The sequence below is a fragment of the Alteribacter populi genome, assembly GCF_002352765.1.
Lineage (GTDB): Bacteria > Bacillota > Bacilli > Bacillales > Salisediminibacteriaceae > Alteribacter > Alteribacter populi.
Window position 1 is genome coordinate 2717557 of sequence record NZ_KZ293963.1, and the last position, 16008, is coordinate 2733564.

Here is a 16008-nt window from a genome sequence, read left to right on the forward strand (position 1 = left end):
TGAATCCTCCTTTAAAAAGCGTTATTTATGATCCTAATTCTGGTTGCTTATTGGAGGCATCTTTCAGCCCAAATCCGTCAAACAACTGACGAAGCTGCAATTTACAAAAGCGGTCAATATCATAATCCCTTTGAACAACCCAACGACGGAAAGTCCACATGTGACCAGAAACTAAAATGTTATGACATGCGAGGTCCAGCTCTTCCTTTGTAAGCGAAATGAAACCTGCATCAATACAGTTATTCAGTTCTTTTTCAAACATCGTCTTCATGTTTAACTCTTTTTGCAGTACGTAGTTGAGGGCTTCTCCTGAGAGGGATTTAGACTCTTGGTACATAACGAGAACTTCATCCTGCATATCATCGACAACACGAAAATAGGACTCAATGACTTGTTTTAGCCGTTCGATCCCAGATAAATTTTCATCCATGAGCTGGGCCCACTTTTCAACAACCTGATCGTAAACAGCGTCACAAACGAGATACAAAATGTCTTCTTTCGATCCGATATATTCATACAACGTTCCGATACTAAACCCGGACTCTTGTGCGACTTCCCGTGTTGTTGTCCGGTGGTATCCTTTTTCATTGAACAACTGAACAGCAGCCTTGGCAATTTGGTTACGGCGCTTCTTAATAAGCTGTTGGTCTTTTACCATCGACGGCACTTGTTTTTTCTTCATTTCTCCCCCTCCTCCCTCTGAAACGTTGCTTTTTGTTTTTCCTTCCATAACGAGTAAACAATACTCGCCACTTCATAAGGGTCTGCCGCGTGCTTTGATGAGATCTGTTTCTCAAGCTCCTTTTGTATAAACGGCTTCACTTCTTCGGCAAATCGCTCTTTCAGGCGTCTGGAAACTTCATCTTCAAGTTGATTGAGCCTTCGTTCAGTTTGATCAGAAGAAGAAATAAGCGCTTCTTTATGCTCCGTCAGCTTTCCCACGACTTCTTCCATCCCTTTCCCTTCTGTTGAAATCGTTTGAAGAATCGGAGGCTGCCAGTTCTTTTGTTCTGCGGTTAAGTGAAGCAGATCTTCTACTTCCCCTTTTAACTGATCCACCCCTGGAAGATCTGCTTTATTAATCACAAACAAATCAGCAATTTCCATAATGCCCGCTTTAAATGCCTGAATGACGTCTCCACCTGAAGGATATAAGACGAGGGTAACGCTATCGGCTACTTTCATAACATCGAGTTCAGACTGACCGACACCCACTGTTTCAATGATGACAATATCTAAACCCGAAGCGTCCATAAGTCGAATCGCGTCCTTACACGCTTCTGATAACCCACCTAAACTTCCTCTCGTACCCATGCTGCGAATAAAAACACCTTCATCTTCTTCGTGGTCTCTCATCCGAACACGATCTCCGAGCAAAGCCCCACCTGAAAAAGGGCTCGTCGGATCAACAGCAACGACGCCCACTGTTTTCCCCTGCTTTCGCCAAACTTTAATTAAACCATTCACTAACGAGCTTTTCCCCGCTCCAGGGGACCCTGTAATGCCGATAATATGAGCGCGACCAGTATGAGGAAAGAGAGTGGAGAGAAGCTGCTGTTTTTCTTGATGATTATCTTCTATATACGAAATCCCTCTTGCAAGAGCGCGCAACTCTCTGTTTTGTATCCGTTGTGCGATATTATCCATTCTCTTTCCAACCTTTCTACTAGAGGGTGTTCAAAAAAGTCCGAAATTTTTTTGAGCACGTAGACCTCCCTAGTCTGCTAACAGCATTTTCGAGATGACAAGTCGTTGAATTTCATTCGTTCCTTCGTAAATCTGCGTAATCTTTGCGTCTCGCATATAGCGTTCAACCGGATATTCTTTAATGTAACCGTAGCCACCAAACACCTGGACTGCTTCAGTCGTTACTTCCATAGCAGTATCACCGGCAAAAAGCTTTGACATCGCCGACTCTTTTCCGTATGAAATACCTTCACTTTCACGCCAAGCCGCCTGATAAGTTAACAAACGAGAAGCTTCGATTTTTGTTGCCATATCAGCAATCTTAAAAGCAATCCCTTGCTGAACACCGATCGGTTTACCGAACTGCTTACGTTCTTTCGAATAGTTAACAGACGCATCAAGTGCTCCTTGGGCGATACCAACCGCTTGAGCAGCAATCCCGTTTCGACCGCCATCCAACGTCATCATCGCAATTTTAAAGCCGTCCCCTTCATTACCAAGCATATTTTCTTTCGGCACACGACATTGATCGAAAATGATTTCTAATGTTGGCGACGAACGAATCCCTAGCTTACTTTCCTTTTTCCCCATTGAAAATCCAGGTGTCCCTTTTTCAACAATAAACGCAGAGCACCCTTTATGCTTTTTCTCAGGCTCTGTAAGCGCAAAAACAACATAAATTTCTGCCTCTCCAGCGTTCGTAATGAAAATTTTCGACCCATCAATGATATAATCATCACCATCTTTTTTCGCTACCGTTTTCATATTCGCCGCATCACTTCCGGAACCAGGCTCAGTAAGACCATAAGCCCCCATCTTCTTTCCTTCTGCCATCGGACGAAGATACTTTTGCTTTTGCTCTTCATTTCCGAATGTATAAATCGGCCAACCCGCCAATGAAATGTGCGCCGACAAGGTAACCCCTGTTGAGCCACATACACGAGACAATTCCTCCACCGCAATCACATAACTCAAATAATCCGCACCAATTCCGCCGTACTCTTCCGGCCACGGAATCCCCGTTAAACCAAGCTCACCCATTTGATCAAAAATCGCCCGGTCAAACCGTTCCTCTTCATCACGCTCTGCCGCTGTTGGTGCAACTTCATTTTCTGCAAAATCTCGGACCATTTTCCGAATCATCTGTTGTTCTTCACTAAGTAAAAAATTCACTTCGCATCCCCCAATTCGCTTCTGATGTTCCAAACGTCAAAAACATTGTTTTAAAAAATAAACCAGCATTCCGCCGTTTGGAAACAGAGTCTCGTTGTCTACTTTAATAAACCTTTACTAATAACAAGATGTTGAATCTCATTTGTTCCTTCATAAATTTGTGTCACTTTTGCATCACGGAAATAGCGTTCCGCAGGGTACTCTTTTACATAACCATATCCGCCGAGAACCTGGATCGCTTCTGTTGCTACTTTCATCGCTGCGTCCGATGCAAACATTTTTGCCATCGACGCTTCCTTGCTGCAGGAAAGACCTTGATGACGCATATTTGCAGCTCTATAGGTTAATAAACGCGCGGCCTCCACATTTGTAGCCATGTCTGCCAACTTAAAAGCAATCCCTTGCTGCGCCCCAATGGGCTTTCCGAATTGCTTACGTTCTTTTGCGTATGATGTTGCATTTTCTAACGCTGCTTCAGCAATCCCAAGAGCTTGCGCGGCAATGCCGATTCGTCCAAACTCCAAATTTGCTAAAGCTACTTTTAAACCTTCTCCTTCTTCTCCGAGAAGATTCTCTGCCGGAACCATCGCATCCTCAAAAGAAAGTGACGACGTGTTGGAACCGTGAAGCCCCATTTTCTTCTCTTTTGCTCCTACGACAAAACCGGGAGTATCTTTTTCAACAATAAAAGCACTGATCCCTTTCGTCCCGGCCTGTGGATCCGTCTTTGCAAAGGCAATATACGTGTCTGCTGCTCCTGCATTTGTAATGAATACTTTAGAGCCGTTAAGAACATAATGATTACCTTTTTTGACTGCTGTCGTTTTCATTCCCGCAGCATCACTGCCTGATCCTGGTTCTGTTAGCGCAAAGGCACCTAAATACTCACCACTGGCAAGTTTAGGTAAAAAGCGCTTCTTTTGTTCTTCACTTCCAAAGTAAACAATCGGGTTCGTCCCAACAGACGTGTGTACCGACAAAATAACACCAAGCGTTGCGCTTACTTTAGAAATTTCATGAATTGCCATAATATAAGAAAGGTAATCCATCCCTGCCCCGCCATACTTCTCAGAAATCGGGATGCCCATTAACCCAAGAGAGCCCATTTCTTTTACGAGCTCCTCCGGGAATTCATCAGTTTCTTCCATCTTCGGCACGGCTTGACTCACTTTCTCTTCAGCAAACTGCCGGACCATTTTTCGCATCATTTCCTGTTCTTCGTTCCATCGTAGTTCCATACTTTATTTCACTCCCATTAGTGCGTGTTCAAAAAGGCAGAGAAACCTAAACTTTTTGAACAGCTTATGCCGTTCTCGATGATTGTTTAGCTATACTCGTAAAAGCCACGTCCTGATTTTTTACCAAGCCAGCCTGCTTTTACGTATTTTCGTAATAACGGACAAGGGCGATATTTATCATCACCGAACCCTTCGTGAAGAGTTTCCATAATGTAAAGGCATGTATCGAGTCCGATAAAGTCAGCTAATGTAAGAGGGCCCATTGGGTGGTTCATACCAAGCTTCATCACTTCATCTACGTCTTTTGGAGAAGATACTCCTTCATATACAGTGAAGATCGCTTCGTTGATCATTGGCATGAGGATCCGATTAGAAACAAACCCAGGGAAGTCTTGCACTTCAACGGCTGTTTTCTTTACGTTTTCAGCCATTGTATAAACAGTCTCAAATACTTCTTGACTTGTTGCTAAACCACGAATTACTTCTACTAGTTTCATAACAGGCACCGGGTTCATAAAGTGCATACCAATCACTTTTTCAGGACGGTTCGTTACTGAAGCAAGTTCCGTAATCGGCAGTGAGGATGTATTGGTTGCTAAAATCGTATGCTCTGGTGCGATCTCATCTAACTGAGAAAAAACACTCTTTTTGACGTCCATGTTTTCAACAGCCGCTTCTATGACAATGTCGACATCCTCTGCGTTGGTTAAGTCAACAGAGGGTTGAATTCTCCTAAGAAAACGATCCATATCTGCTTCTGAGATTCGTTCCTTTTTGACTTGTTTTTCAAGTTGTTTTTTGATTCCTGAGATTCCCTTTTCAACAAAATCCTCTTTTAAATCATGCAAAATGACATCGTAGCCATTCATAGCACAGACCTGGGCGATTCCTGAGCCCATTTGACCCGCGCCAATAACCATGACACGTTTGATTTCCATATGTGAACGACTCCTTTTCTATCAGTATTGAAATGAAAACGGTTATGAGAACGTATTGGGTTTATACGTAAGGACTAGAGTCACAAGCCAACGCTGAGATTCGTAGGCTATTTTTCCCGCACTCCTTGAACATCCTCTCAATGTACGTTCAAGGAGGAGGACAAAAAGAGACAAGAAGATCAAGGCGGTGCAGTGGCGAAGCCCGGAACGTATTGGGTTTATACGTGAGGACTAGAGTCACAAGCCAACGCTGAGATTCGTAGGCTATTTTTCCCGCACTCCTTGAACATCCTCTCTTATACTTGAATCATCACCGCATCACCCTGACCACCACCACTACAAATCGAAGCAATTCCAATACCGCCGCCTCTTCGCTTCAACTCATAAGCAAGAGTTAAAATGACGCGGGTTCCACTGGCACCGATTGGGTGACCTAGAGCAACGGCTCCACCGTTGACGTTAATTTTTTCTGGGTCAAGGTCGGCTATTTTTCCGCTTGCTAAGGACACAGCAGCAAAGGCTTCGTTTACTTCGAATAAATCAATGTCACTTAAGGATTTCCCTGTTTTTTCAAGAAGCTTATTGATGACGAGACCTGGTGTTTTCGGGAAATTTTCAGGCTCTACTGCAAGCTGAGTGTGGGCTAAAATGGTAGCTAATGGTTCAAGGCCTTGCTCTTTTGCTTTGTTTTCATCCATGACGACTAGCGCTGCAGCTCCGTCATTGACACCGGGTGCATTTCCGGCGGTAATCGTTCCATCCGCTCCGAATACAGGCTTTAGTTTGCCAAGCGTTTCAACGGACGTGTCACCTCGAGGAGATTCATCATCGTTTACGACAAACGGGTCTTTTTTACGCTGTGGTACTTCGACTGGCACGATTTCTTCTGCGAACTTGCCTGACTCCATCGCTTCGACAGCACGCTGGTGGCTTCGGTAAGACCATTGATCTTGTTCTTCTCTCGTTAAACCGTACTCATTTGCTGTGTTGTTTCCGTAGTTACCCATATGAACACCTTTAAACGTACACGTGAGTCCGTCATGAATCATCATATCTTCAAATTTTGTCGGCCCCATTTTCAAGCCAAACCGGGCATTTTTTACGAAATAAGGTGCTTGACTCATTGATTCCATTCCGCCGGCAACCACTGTATCGTGCTCCCCAGAACGAATTAAAATATCGGCTAATGTGACACTTCTCATTCCAGAAGCACACACTTTGTTGATCGTTTCTGTTTCTGTTTCCCACGGAATTCCTGCTTGATACATCGCTTGACGAGAAGGTAGCTGGCCTTGGCCCCCTTGTAAGACTGAGCCCATGATCACATGTTGAACGTCTTTTCCTTCAAGATTGCCTCGTTTCAAAGCTTCAGCAATTGCCTTTCCTCCAAGTTCGGATGCACTAAAGCCAGATAATTTTCCACCTAATTTACCTACTGGTGTTCTCGCCCCACTTATAATTACAGATTTTGCCATTTCCAATTCCTCCTTTTAGATAGTTCACATTCATCTGTTTAACAAGTCGATTGAACGCTCGTTCAGGTAAGCTGCATCGTTAAGAGCACTTGCTGTACGAACTTCTTGCTCCTACAGGTTAAGCGCTTTCAACTATTGATAAAAAACCTCTTCATGTATATTCGGGTGTCACAGACACCCGAATCAATTTAATTTTCACGACAGTATTACTATTTCGTTAAACGGAGACTGATTCCTTTTTTGTTTCTAAAGATTTTTCTAAAATTTCAACAATATCCAATGTTTTAACTGATTCTTCTACTTCTTTCGATTTTGTTCCATCGCTTAGCATCGTTAAGCAATACGGGCAAGCACTCCCGATTACCGACGGACTAGTCGCTAGGGCCTGTTCTGTTCTTGCTTCATTTACGCGAGTACCCGTATCCTCTTCCATCCACATCATGCCTCCGCCTGCTCCACAGCACATCCCGTTTTCACGGTTACGTTCCATTTCAACGACATTGACTCCTGGAATCGCTTTTAAGATTTCGCGAGGTGGATCATACACATCATTGTAACGGCCAAGGTAACAAGAATCGTGATACGTTATCGTTTCGTTCACTTCTTTTGTTGGTTTAATGCGCCCTTCTCGAAGAAGTTCAAAAAGCAGTTCAGTATGGTGATACACTTCTGCTTCTAGCCCGAAATCCGGATATTCATTTTTTAACGTATTGTATGCGTGAGGATCAAAGGTGACGATTTTTTTTACGTCATTTTTCTCAAATTCCTGGATGTTAGCGGTTGCAAGCTCTTGGAATAAAAATTCGTTTCCGATTCGACGAGGTGTATCTCCAGAGTTCTTTTCCTTGTTTCCTAGAATCGCAAATTTTACACCGGCTTCGTTCATTACTTTCGCAAACGATTGAGCAATCTTCTGACTTCTGTTGTCATACGAGCCCATGGAACCGACGAAGAAAAGATAATCAAATTCTTCTCCAGCCTTCTTAAGCTCTTTTACTGTTGGTGCATAAATATCGTCGCGTCCTTCACGCCACTTTTCACGTTCTTTACGGTTAATTCCCCATGGGTTTCCTTGGCGTTCGATATTTGTAATCGCACGCTGAGCTTCCGGGTCCATCTTCCCTTCTGTCAGAACGAGATAACGGCGCATATCGATAATTTTATCTACGTGCTCATTGGCCACTGGACATTGATCTTCACAGTTACGGCAAGTTGTACAAGCCCATAATTCTTCTTCTGTAATAACGTCACCAATCAGGTTCACATCGTAGACCTCAGATGTAGCAGCGAGCTGATTTCCTTTTGTATGAGTAAATGCGTATGACGGCATCCAAGGGTTTCGGGATGTAACTGCCGCCCCTTTTTCCGTTAAGTGATCTCTCATTTTTAGAATTAGGTCCATTGGCGAGAGCATTTTCCCTGTTCCCGTTGCCGGACACATGTTTGTACAACGTCCGCATTCAACACACGCATAGAGGTCGAGAAGCTGCTTCTGGTCAAACTCTTCGATCTCATTTTTACCAAACTTCTCTGCATCTTCATCCTCAAAATTAATAGGCTTGAGTTGACCTGTTTTATGGGTGGGACCAAGAAAAACATTGGCAGGTCCGGCAATTAAGTGAGCGTGCTTGGACTGCGGAATGTACACTAAAAAGGTTAATAAGAACAATAAGTGCATCCACCAAAATACAAAGAAAAGCGCTCCTGCAGCTGTTCCTCCTATCGGTGTAAATACAGTGGCGATTGTCGATGCAATCGGTTCTGCGACGGTTGTGGATTTCTCGAGCCAGATGATTTCCATTCCTTTTGCAAACAGCTTAGAAATCATCAGACCCCCGATGAAAATGAGAACAAGTCCTGCTTTAAAATTTCGCTTTAATCGCACAAGCTTTTCAACGTAACGCCGATAAAAGGCCCATACGACAGCAATGAGAATCATAACAACAACAAGTTCCTGGAAAAACGTAAAGAAAGGATAAACCGGTCCTAAAGGTAAATGGGAGCCCGGCGCAAGACCTTTCCATATCACGTCGATCGCGCTAAACTGTACGAGCAAAAACCCGTAAAAAAACATGATGTGGATGATCCCACTTTTTTTATCTTTCAATAATTTTTTCTGACCAAAAACCTGGGTAAACACCGCTTCCTTACGTTCTTGCATGGTTCGGTTAAATTCAGCCTTTTGACCAAGCTTGATGTACTCCATTCTCGTTTTGACTAAACTTGCAAACAAATAGACCGCGTAACCGGTTACAAGAATGAACATCAGCCAATTGATAAGAATTGGATCCATGATGTAAAACAGCTCCTTTCAGTCTCTGCTTTTTTCAAAAGGTGACCCTAAATAATCGAAAGAGAACCCCTTTTCTGAAAATAGAATGAATTTTGTATTTTATTATAGCATAAGAGAAGTGAATGAGCATTCACTCGAGTGAAATTTTGTAGAAAATTCTTCTATCGTAATGAAATACGTGAGAATGAGCGATTCGATATTCGATCAAGTCCTTTTTTTAAGAGGATAATTACCGTCTTAGCCAAAGAGGAATATAGCTTTTGTATCATCTCAACCGAATAGGCCAAACTACTAACTATAGATAAACTTCCCTCAAAATTTTGAATCACTTCTATCTAGGAGGTCTCGTCGTTGACCATTCTCTATATCATTTCTATCGCTGTTATCGTCATTATTTTATGGTTTTTTATCGATTTTCTAATTGCTCGACTTCTTCATCGGAAAAACATTCAGCCCTTTAAAGAGCCTCCAATAAGAAAAAGCGATGTCGAATTTTTTGCAAGCGGTGATAAATTATTTCAGCACCTTTTAGGAGAAATAGAACAAGCGACACACCATATCCATATCCTTTTTTATATTTTCAGAGATGACAATATTGGTCAAAAAATGTTGGATAAACTGAAAGACAAGGCTAATGAAGGGGTAGAAATCAGATTAATGGTCGACTTCATGGGAATGAAGATTGCTCGAAAGAATCGAAAGCTGTTAAAAAAAGCTGGCATCCATTTTGTGATTTCTAATAAACCTTCCTTTCCGTTTTTCTTTTATAGCATGAATAAACGTAATCACCGAAAAGTGACAGTAATCGATGGTGAAATTGCCTACCTTGGCGGGTTTAACGTCGGTGATGAATATTTAGGAAGGGACCCAAACTTCGGGCCATGGCGGGATTACCATCTTGCTGTAAAAGGTGAAGGAGTGGAAGACTTACAAAGACAATTCTTACTTGATTGGAAAAGCGCATCATCCGAAGACCTCGTTCAAAGAGAGCGCTATTACCCTCAGCAACGACCGGGTCGAAAAGAGATTCAAATTCTATCTTTAGACGGTGACCACGGTAAAGAAGTTACCCTAAAGCTTATAAACAGCGCTAAACATAAGCTATTTATTGGAAGCCCTTACTTTATCCCGGGCAAAGAGATTAAAGATGCTTTAATCAATGCAGCTAAACGCGGTGTGGATATCCAAGTTATTTTGCCTAAAAAGCCTGATCATCCACTCGTCATCCATGCGGCCTACCCTTACTTCCAACCACTAATCAATGCAGGAATTGATATTTATTTATATTTCCAGGGCTTTTATCACTCAAAAGCGATCATAATAGATGACAAAATTTGTGATATTGGTACAGCTAATTTTGACCAGCGAAGCTTTCACTTAAACCATGAAGTGAACTGTCTCATCCATGACGAAGACTGGACTCAACAAGTCATGGAGCAAGTAGATCAAGACTTGAACCGAAGTGAAAGGGTAACGATTAACCACCTTAATGACCGATCATTAGGTAAACGGTTAAAGGAACTAGTCGCTACTACTTTTTCACCATTAATGTAATCGGTACACATATAAACGATCCACCAAAGGAAGGCTGCTTATGAAAATAAGGTTTGGGTTTGTTGCTCATGCTACTTCGTTGCATAAATGCTCTCCTTCACACACAATAACCTGGGCTCAAGCAAAAAAGCTGACGAAAACAGAACGGAAAAATAAATTAATGGAGGTCACAGCCAAAAACATAGCCCATACAAAAAGGGCGATTCATTATTGTATAGCACAAGAATTTGACTTATTTCGCCTCTCTTCAGCTATGGTCCCTCTTGCTACCCATCCGGATGTTATGTGGGATTTTGTTGAGCCTTTTCAACAGGAGTGGAGACAGCTCGGAAAATTGATTTCTGACCACGGAATTCGGGTTAGTTTTCATCCCAACCAATTCACTCTCTTTACGTCAGATAAAAGTGAGGTAACTGAACGTTCAGTTAAGGACCTCCACTTTCATAATAAGATGGCAAATGCGATGTGTTTACCAGAGTGTCGTTTTGTTCTTCATATAGGGGGGATTTATGGGAATAAGGAAGCTGCCATTGAGCGGTTTCATAAAAATGTTCGTGTATTGCCTGCACATTTGAAAGATCGGTTAATGTTTGAAAATGACGATAAATCTTATCACGCTTACGACGTATTAGGCATATGTATAGAAGAGCAGCTCCCTTTTGTGTTTGATTATCACCATCACGTCGTCCACCAGGGAGAACGTACACTAGAAGACATTTTGCCGCAAATGATCAAAACATGGGAACATACCAAGCTCCCTCCAAAAATACACTTGTCTTCACCTAAGGACGGAAACCGTTCACGAGCCCATGCTGACAGGTTGGATCTGTCATTTGTACGACCATTCCTTGAATCGATGAGGGCCTTTGACACTGATTTTGATGTCATGATTGAAGCGAAACAAAAAGACAAAGCTCTCCTTCACTTCCTTAATGACCTTGAAAAAATAAGGGGTGTCAATCGCCTTTCTGGAGGAACCATTGCGTACAAACCATAAGCAACTTTTAATGGAAAGCTGTTTTTTTAAGAAAAACCGCATAGCGGTCTTTTATTAAAAAACTCTTTTCTAAAAGATTGTTGCTATTTGAACGTTAGGCAAGCGTACGCTTGCCTAACGAAATATAAACACTTGAGGGCTGCCAATTATGCAGCCTTTTGTGCAGAGTTAAGCAAGTATAAAAACCCACGCTTCAATGTCTAGCTCCAGGCGCCATTGGCTCGTGTCAAATAACCTGCCCGGTCAAAAGTAAAAAGCACTTTTTATCGGACAGAAATTTGCATGTCGTCGGGTAAGGGAGCCTTACTCTTTTCTTTATTGTTTCTGTTTCAAAACAGAAGGAAAAAAGAACCACATCTCCTCCTTTTACGGTGGACAGCTGTTTATCGGCACTTTTTCACCTCCTCTTATGATGATTGTTGTTCTCATTTAGAAGGGAGAGAATAATCATGAAAAATACAAAAATTTCATTTTCATTGTTATATCCTCATCGAGAATTGATCTTTGCTATTATTGGAGGCTTGTGCCTAGTAACTGGATTTTTATTTGATCGTTCTGGCCTAAGTTCATGGGCTATATTTTTCTATTTGTGGGCTTTTAGTATCGGGGGATTTTATAAAGCAAAGGAAGGCGTTTTAGATCTCGTAAAGGATAGATCGCTCAATGTTGAAATTCTTATGATCATCGCCGCTATCGGTGCCGCATCGATAGGCTATTGGGGTGAAGGGGCTATTTTAATTTTTATTTTTTCATTAAGTGGAGCTCTGGAAACATACACTTTGCAGAAAAGTGAACAGGATCTTACAAAGCTTATGAAGCTTGCCCCTGAAGAAGCCACTATACTTAAAGATAATGGTCGAACAGAAACAGTAGCAGTAGAAAACCTCCAAATCGGGGACCGAATTCTTGTGAAACCTGGTGAACGTATTCCAGCCGACGGAGTTATTATAACTGGAAATAGTCTGGTCGATGAAGCGACGATCACTGGTGAATCGATGCCAGTTACGAAATCAAAAGCAGATGACGTATTCAATGGTACGATCAACGGGAGCGGTTCCATGACCATCAAAGTGTCAAAACGAAACGCCGACTCTTTGTTTCAAAAGATGATTACTCTCGTTCAACAAGCAAAGTCCTCTCGCCCACCTAGTCAACAATTTATTGAACGGATTGAAGGTCCTTACGTTCTCATCGTATTACTCGTTGTTACTTTCATGCTCATCGTCCCTCCGCTCTTTCTTGGCACCCCTTTTCAAGAGACCTTTTATCGCGCGATGGTGCTTCTCGTTGTAGCTTCTCCTTGTGCAGTTGTCGCTTCCGTCATGCCTGCCCTCTTATCAGCCATCTCTACCGGCGCCAGGCACAGCATTCTCGTTAAAGAAGGCTTGTATTTAGAACAATTGTCAAAAACATGCGTAGTCGCTTTTGACAAGACAGGAACGCTCACACTAGGAAAGCCCGAAGTAACCGGTGTTTATGCGATGAACGACGAACAATTACCCATGATTCTCGCTTCCCTTGCTGCTATAGAACAACATTCAAACCACCCACTCGCCCGCGCGATTCACCACTACTGCAAGCAGAAAACAGAGGTTTTCCCAAAAGTAAATGCCATTGAAGACGTCCCTGGATACGGGGTAAAAGCTGAAATTAATGGAGTTGAGTGGAGAATTGGCCGTAAAAACTTCTTGAACATTTCGAACTCCTCCGAGATTTTTAAAGAAGTAAACATGAAAATTACTGATTTGGAACAAGCAGGCCATACCTTCGTTTTTGTATCTAGAAATGATACATTCATCACATTCATAGCTTTAAAAGACAAAGTCCGGCCCCAAGCAGCAAGCACAATAGACGCTCTTTCTAAAATAGGATTAACAACGATTATGATAACGGGTGATCAGCATACAACAGCACAATCAATCGCCAAAGAAATCGGCGTCGATGGTTTTATTTCCGAGTGCCTTCCCGAACAAAAAGTAAAAGAAGTGGAGCGTTTAAGAGAAAAGTACGGTTCTGTCGTTATGGTGGGCGATGGTGTAAATGATGCCCCAGCACTAGCACAAGCGAACACAGGGATTGCAATGGGTTCAGGAACTGATGTTGCCATCGACACAGCAGATATCGTACTCATGAATAATGAACTAGAAAAAATAACGCTCTCCTTTCAACTGTCCAAACGATTAAATAGAGTCGTCAAACAAAATTTGATTTTTTCAGTTGCCGTTATTCTTTTATTACTAACCGCAAACTTCGCTCAGCAGCTTACGTTACCACTTGGGGTCATTGGCCACGAAGGCAGCACGTTAGTCGTTATTTTAAATGGCCTTCGATTGCTGAGGACAGGGAAATCGAAGGCCTCAAAGACAACCGAAAGTGAAGCCGCCGTATATGGGTCGTAAGCTTCTATAATAGAGGCTGCTGAATAAGTAGCATACGCCTACATGGCAAGAGGATATGTTCTTTCTCATGGAGAGAATCTGCAAGGAAATACCTCTTCTTTTGCTAAAAGCCTTGCACTTGATTTTGAGAGAGCCAAGGGTGCTGCTGCAATGGTCTTCTTGCGACGAGGAACCGCAGGAGCAGCAGAAGACCCCGCAGTGAGCACGCCTTTCGCGAATGAGGAGGCTGAAGCGTTGCCTGCGGAAAGCGAAGCCATGGAAGCGGCACCCTTTGTATTTGAGTTCTAGAGTTATTCAGCAATCCCTATAATAAAAACGCTCTAACTTTCTGGGGGCGGTACCAGTGCGGGTCAAGCGTTTTTTGTTTTCCTTTGTCGTGTTCTCTTCGCTGTTTTTTTCATAAATTCATCAAGAACATGATTCAAAACTTTTGCATGTTTCGTAGGTAATTGGTGTGTGGCTTTACCAATATAAATCACATCGTACGGGACAGTAAGCTTTTCTTGAAAAATAAACCGGTAATGATGAACATAATAATCCCACTGTCCATAGACGAGCAACACCGGTGAGGCAATAAGACGGAGACGATCCGTAGATTTGTAGTGGAGACCTAGATCATAAAGTTGGGCTAAAAACGAAGGTGATGTTCTCCTCACATATTCAGCTAGATCTCTACGCTTGCCGCCCTTTTCATGTGCTGCAGCTAGTACTTCAGATATGATGCGCATTTTCTTCAGTCGAGCTGCGATGATCCCGGAGCGAAATTCATTACGTAGTAAGAAACTATTCACTTCGGGAAACCCGCCTAAAAGCATGATGCCCCTCGTCCGATTAGGATGGCGAATCGCAAATTCCTGGACAATGGAGCCTCCATTTGAATAACCGCATACAAAGGCCTTTTTAATATGCGCGTCGTCAAGAACACGCCGGATGTCATCTGCAAGCAGTGCCATAGACAGGGGATGATCATCCAAGCCACTCCGCCCATTTCCTCTTACATCCATCAAAATGACCGTGTAAGAATCGGACAAGCTTTCCACCTGATGCCGAAAAGTCACATGCCCCATTCCTGGTGGATGAATAAATAAGATCGGCGGACCGCTCCCTTTGATTTCATAATAAAGACTCGCGTGATTTGGATTATCTGTCCAAGGCATTACGTTCACCATCCATCATCAATGTATTACTCACTCTATTTAGATTGTCTTTTTTGCTTACTGTTTATGAAAATTGGTCTAGGATATATATCCAGCTATGAGTCCAAACAACTTATAACCAAGATAAATCCCAAATATGCCCACAATACCTGCAATAGCAGGTGGTGCCGGAATCGGAAGTTTGATAATCGCAAAGACAACCCCAACAACAAGCCCTGCTATTAGTGCTAATAAGATTTCTTGCATTGAATCCTCACCCTTTACTTCTGACTTTAATCATTGGTTTTAGTATGTACTAGAACCCCCTATTTTTACGGACTATTTATCCTAGCAGATTGAGGTAAGTATGGCTAAAGATGAACTAAGGCGTGGACTGTGGGGATTTTGGCGTGATTTTGGGTTTTTTATTAATGGTATTTTCGTAAAGTTTAATGTTGATGCTCGTTATTTGTCGAATCGCTGATATCTGAGCTATTTCCGCTGATATCTTGTTGATTTGCGCTGATATCTTACTGATTTCCGCTGATACCTTGTTGATTTGCGCTGATATCTTACCAATTTCCGCCGATAAATTGCTTGAACAGCTGATGAAGAGCCTACTCACGACGATATATTACTCAAATGATTACTCTTTTTGTTGTTTTTGAGCGTTTTTCAACTCAAATGATGAGGTTAAGGCAAAAATTTGCGTCCTTTTCTAACATTTGAGTAGTTGAAAGGCTGTTTTTTGAAAGATTGTTGCTTTATTGATAAAATTATCGCTCGAATTCGCTACAGGGGCGGACGATTTCCGCGGGCATCGCTTCAGCATAGGCTCCCCTCGGCCCTCATCAGCAATAGCGACGGAAATTTTTTCTTTTGACATCTAAACCTACAAATTTTAAGGTATCCTTGATAATACCTAGCTCCTTTCCGTAATGTAGCTCTGATTTGGTTTTCTTACCAAATTAACCTACGAATTTACGAGTAAGGAGCTAGTTTCGTTCATGATAACTCGTGTGGCCCCCCCCTCCATACTTGCGGGGTCGCCGCCTTTCGCTCTTTCGTTCTATAAACCAAAAAACAACCATTGCGAAAAGTGCCTTTATTAAAACAGCA

The 16008-nt window shown here is 42.4% G+C and carries 13 protein-coding genes; 4 read left to right on the forward strand and 9 right to left on the reverse strand.

Annotated elements, in window-relative coordinates:
* Nucleotides 1-25: 25 nt before the first annotated feature.
* The 7 genes from CDZ94_RS12920 to CDZ94_RS12950 all read right to left on the reverse strand — a co-directional run bounded on the left by CDZ94_RS12920 (nucleotide 26) and on the right by CDZ94_RS12950 (nucleotide 8803).
* Nucleotides 26-682: a TetR/AcrR family transcriptional regulator gene (locus CDZ94_RS12920; protein ID WP_096437673.1), complete on the reverse strand. Its 657-nt coding sequence runs from the start codon at nucleotides 680-682 to the stop codon at nucleotides 26-28.
* Nucleotides 679-1647, reverse strand: coding sequence for a methylmalonyl Co-A mutase-associated GTPase MeaB (gene meaB / locus CDZ94_RS12925; protein WP_096437675.1), 969 nt, complete (start codon nucleotides 1645-1647; stop codon nucleotides 679-681). Before meaB ends, CDZ94_RS12920 begins: the two co-directional genes overlap by 4 nt.
* A 69-nt stretch (nucleotides 1648-1716) precedes the next feature.
* Nucleotides 1717-2859, reverse strand: coding sequence for an acyl-CoA dehydrogenase (locus tag CDZ94_RS12930; protein ID WP_096437677.1), 1143 nt, complete (start codon nucleotides 2857-2859; stop codon nucleotides 1717-1719).
* A 98-nt stretch (nucleotides 2860-2957) separates the two neighbouring features.
* On the reverse strand, nucleotides 2958-4097 hold the full coding sequence (locus tag CDZ94_RS12935) for an acyl-CoA dehydrogenase (protein WP_096437679.1): 1140 nt from the start codon (nucleotides 4095-4097) through the stop codon (nucleotides 2958-2960).
* Between the two features lie 86 nt (nucleotides 4098-4183).
* The gene (locus CDZ94_RS12940; RefSeq protein WP_096437681.1) at nucleotides 4184-5035 is read right to left on the reverse strand and encodes a 3-hydroxybutyryl-CoA dehydrogenase; all 852 of its coding nucleotides are present in this window, start codon (nucleotides 5033-5035) and stop codon (nucleotides 4184-4186) included.
* 296 nt (nucleotides 5036-5331) lie between these two features.
* The gene (locus CDZ94_RS12945; RefSeq protein ID WP_096437683.1) at nucleotides 5332-6510 is read right to left on the reverse strand and encodes an acetyl-CoA C-acetyltransferase; all 1179 of its coding nucleotides are present in this window, start codon (nucleotides 6508-6510) and stop codon (nucleotides 5332-5334) included.
* Between the two features lie 217 nt (nucleotides 6511-6727).
* Nucleotides 6728-8803 (reverse strand): (Fe-S)-binding protein, encoded by a 2076-nt coding sequence (locus CDZ94_RS12950; protein ID WP_096437685.1) that lies wholly within the window; start codon nucleotides 8801-8803, stop codon nucleotides 6728-6730.
* A gap of 351 nt (nucleotides 8804-9154) precedes the next feature.
* Here CDZ94_RS12950 and cls point away from each other — a divergent pair, with 351 nt between their 5' ends.
* The 4 genes from cls (at nucleotide 9155) to CDZ94_RS12970 (ending at nucleotide 14041) form a co-directional block, all read left to right on the forward strand.
* Nucleotides 9155-10357 (forward strand): cardiolipin synthase, encoded by a 1203-nt coding sequence (cls, locus tag CDZ94_RS12955; protein ID WP_245415737.1) that lies wholly within the window; start codon nucleotides 9155-9157, stop codon nucleotides 10355-10357.
* A gap of 40 nt (nucleotides 10358-10397) precedes the next feature.
* Entirely contained in the window at nucleotides 10398-11354 is a 957-nt protein-coding gene (gene uvsE / locus CDZ94_RS12960) for a UV DNA damage repair endonuclease UvsE (RefSeq protein WP_096437687.1), read from the forward strand.
* Between the two features lie 449 nt (nucleotides 11355-11803).
* Nucleotides 11804-13753, forward strand: a complete 1950-nt coding sequence (locus tag CDZ94_RS12965; protein WP_096437689.1) for a heavy metal translocating P-type ATPase — start codon at nucleotides 11804-11806, stop codon at nucleotides 13751-13753.
* A 42-nt stretch (nucleotides 13754-13795) separates the two neighbouring features.
* Complete coding sequence (locus CDZ94_RS12970) at nucleotides 13796-14041, forward strand: hypothetical protein (protein WP_096437691.1); 246 nt, start codon at nucleotides 13796-13798, stop codon at nucleotides 14039-14041.
* Nucleotides 14042-14103: 62 nt separating this feature from the next.
* Here the strand turns inward: CDZ94_RS12970 and CDZ94_RS12975 are convergent, their stop codons facing one another.
* Together CDZ94_RS12975 and CDZ94_RS12980 are read right to left on the reverse strand one after the other, a co-directional pair.
* The gene (locus CDZ94_RS12975) at nucleotides 14104-14910 is read right to left on the reverse strand and encodes an alpha/beta fold hydrolase (protein ID WP_157911758.1); all 807 of its coding nucleotides are present in this window, start codon (nucleotides 14908-14910) and stop codon (nucleotides 14104-14106) included.
* 78 nt (nucleotides 14911-14988) lie between these two features.
* Entirely contained in the window at nucleotides 14989-15156 is a 168-nt protein-coding gene (locus tag CDZ94_RS12980; RefSeq protein WP_096437695.1) for a XapX domain-containing protein, read from the reverse strand.
* Nucleotides 15157-16008: the final 852 nt, after the last annotated feature.

Bases quoted from the DNA above. Each gene is read 5' to 3' on its own strand.
- CDZ94_RS12940 (WP_096437681.1), bottom strand. From the start codon at position 5,035: ATGGAAATCAAACGTGTCATGGTTATTGGCGCGGGTCAAATGGGCTCA.
- CDZ94_RS12950 (WP_096437685.1), bottom strand. From the start codon at position 8,803: ATGGATCCAATTCTTATCAATTGGCTGATGTTCATTCTTGTAACCGGT.
- CDZ94_RS12920 (WP_096437673.1), bottom strand. From the start codon at position 682: ATGAAGAAAAAACAAGTGCCGTCGATGGTAAAAGACCAACAGCTTATT.
- meaB (WP_096437675.1), bottom strand. From the start codon at position 1,647: ATGGATAATATCGCACAACGGATACAAAACAGAGAGTTGCGCGCTCTT.
- CDZ94_RS12980 (WP_096437695.1), bottom strand. From the start codon at position 15,156: ATGCAAGAAATCTTATTAGCACTAATAGCAGGGCTTGTTGTTGGGGTT.
- uvsE (WP_096437687.1), top strand. From the start codon at position 10,398: ATGAAAATAAGGTTTGGGTTTGTTGCTCATGCTACTTCGTTGCATAAA.
- CDZ94_RS12970 (WP_096437691.1), top strand. From the start codon at position 13,796: ATGGCAAGAGGATATGTTCTTTCTCATGGAGAGAATCTGCAAGGAAAT.
- CDZ94_RS12935 (WP_096437679.1), bottom strand. From the start codon at position 4,097: ATGGAACTACGATGGAACGAAGAACAGGAAATGATGCGAAAAATGGTC.
- CDZ94_RS12945 (WP_096437683.1), bottom strand. From the start codon at position 6,510: ATGGCAAAATCTGTAATTATAAGTGGGGCGAGAACACCAGTAGGTAAA.
- CDZ94_RS12975 (WP_157911758.1), bottom strand. From the start codon at position 14,910: ATGCCTTGGACAGATAATCCAAATCACGCGAGTCTTTATTATGAAATC.
- CDZ94_RS12965 (WP_096437689.1), top strand. From the start codon at position 11,804: ATGAAAAATACAAAAATTTCATTTTCATTGTTATATCCTCATCGAGAA.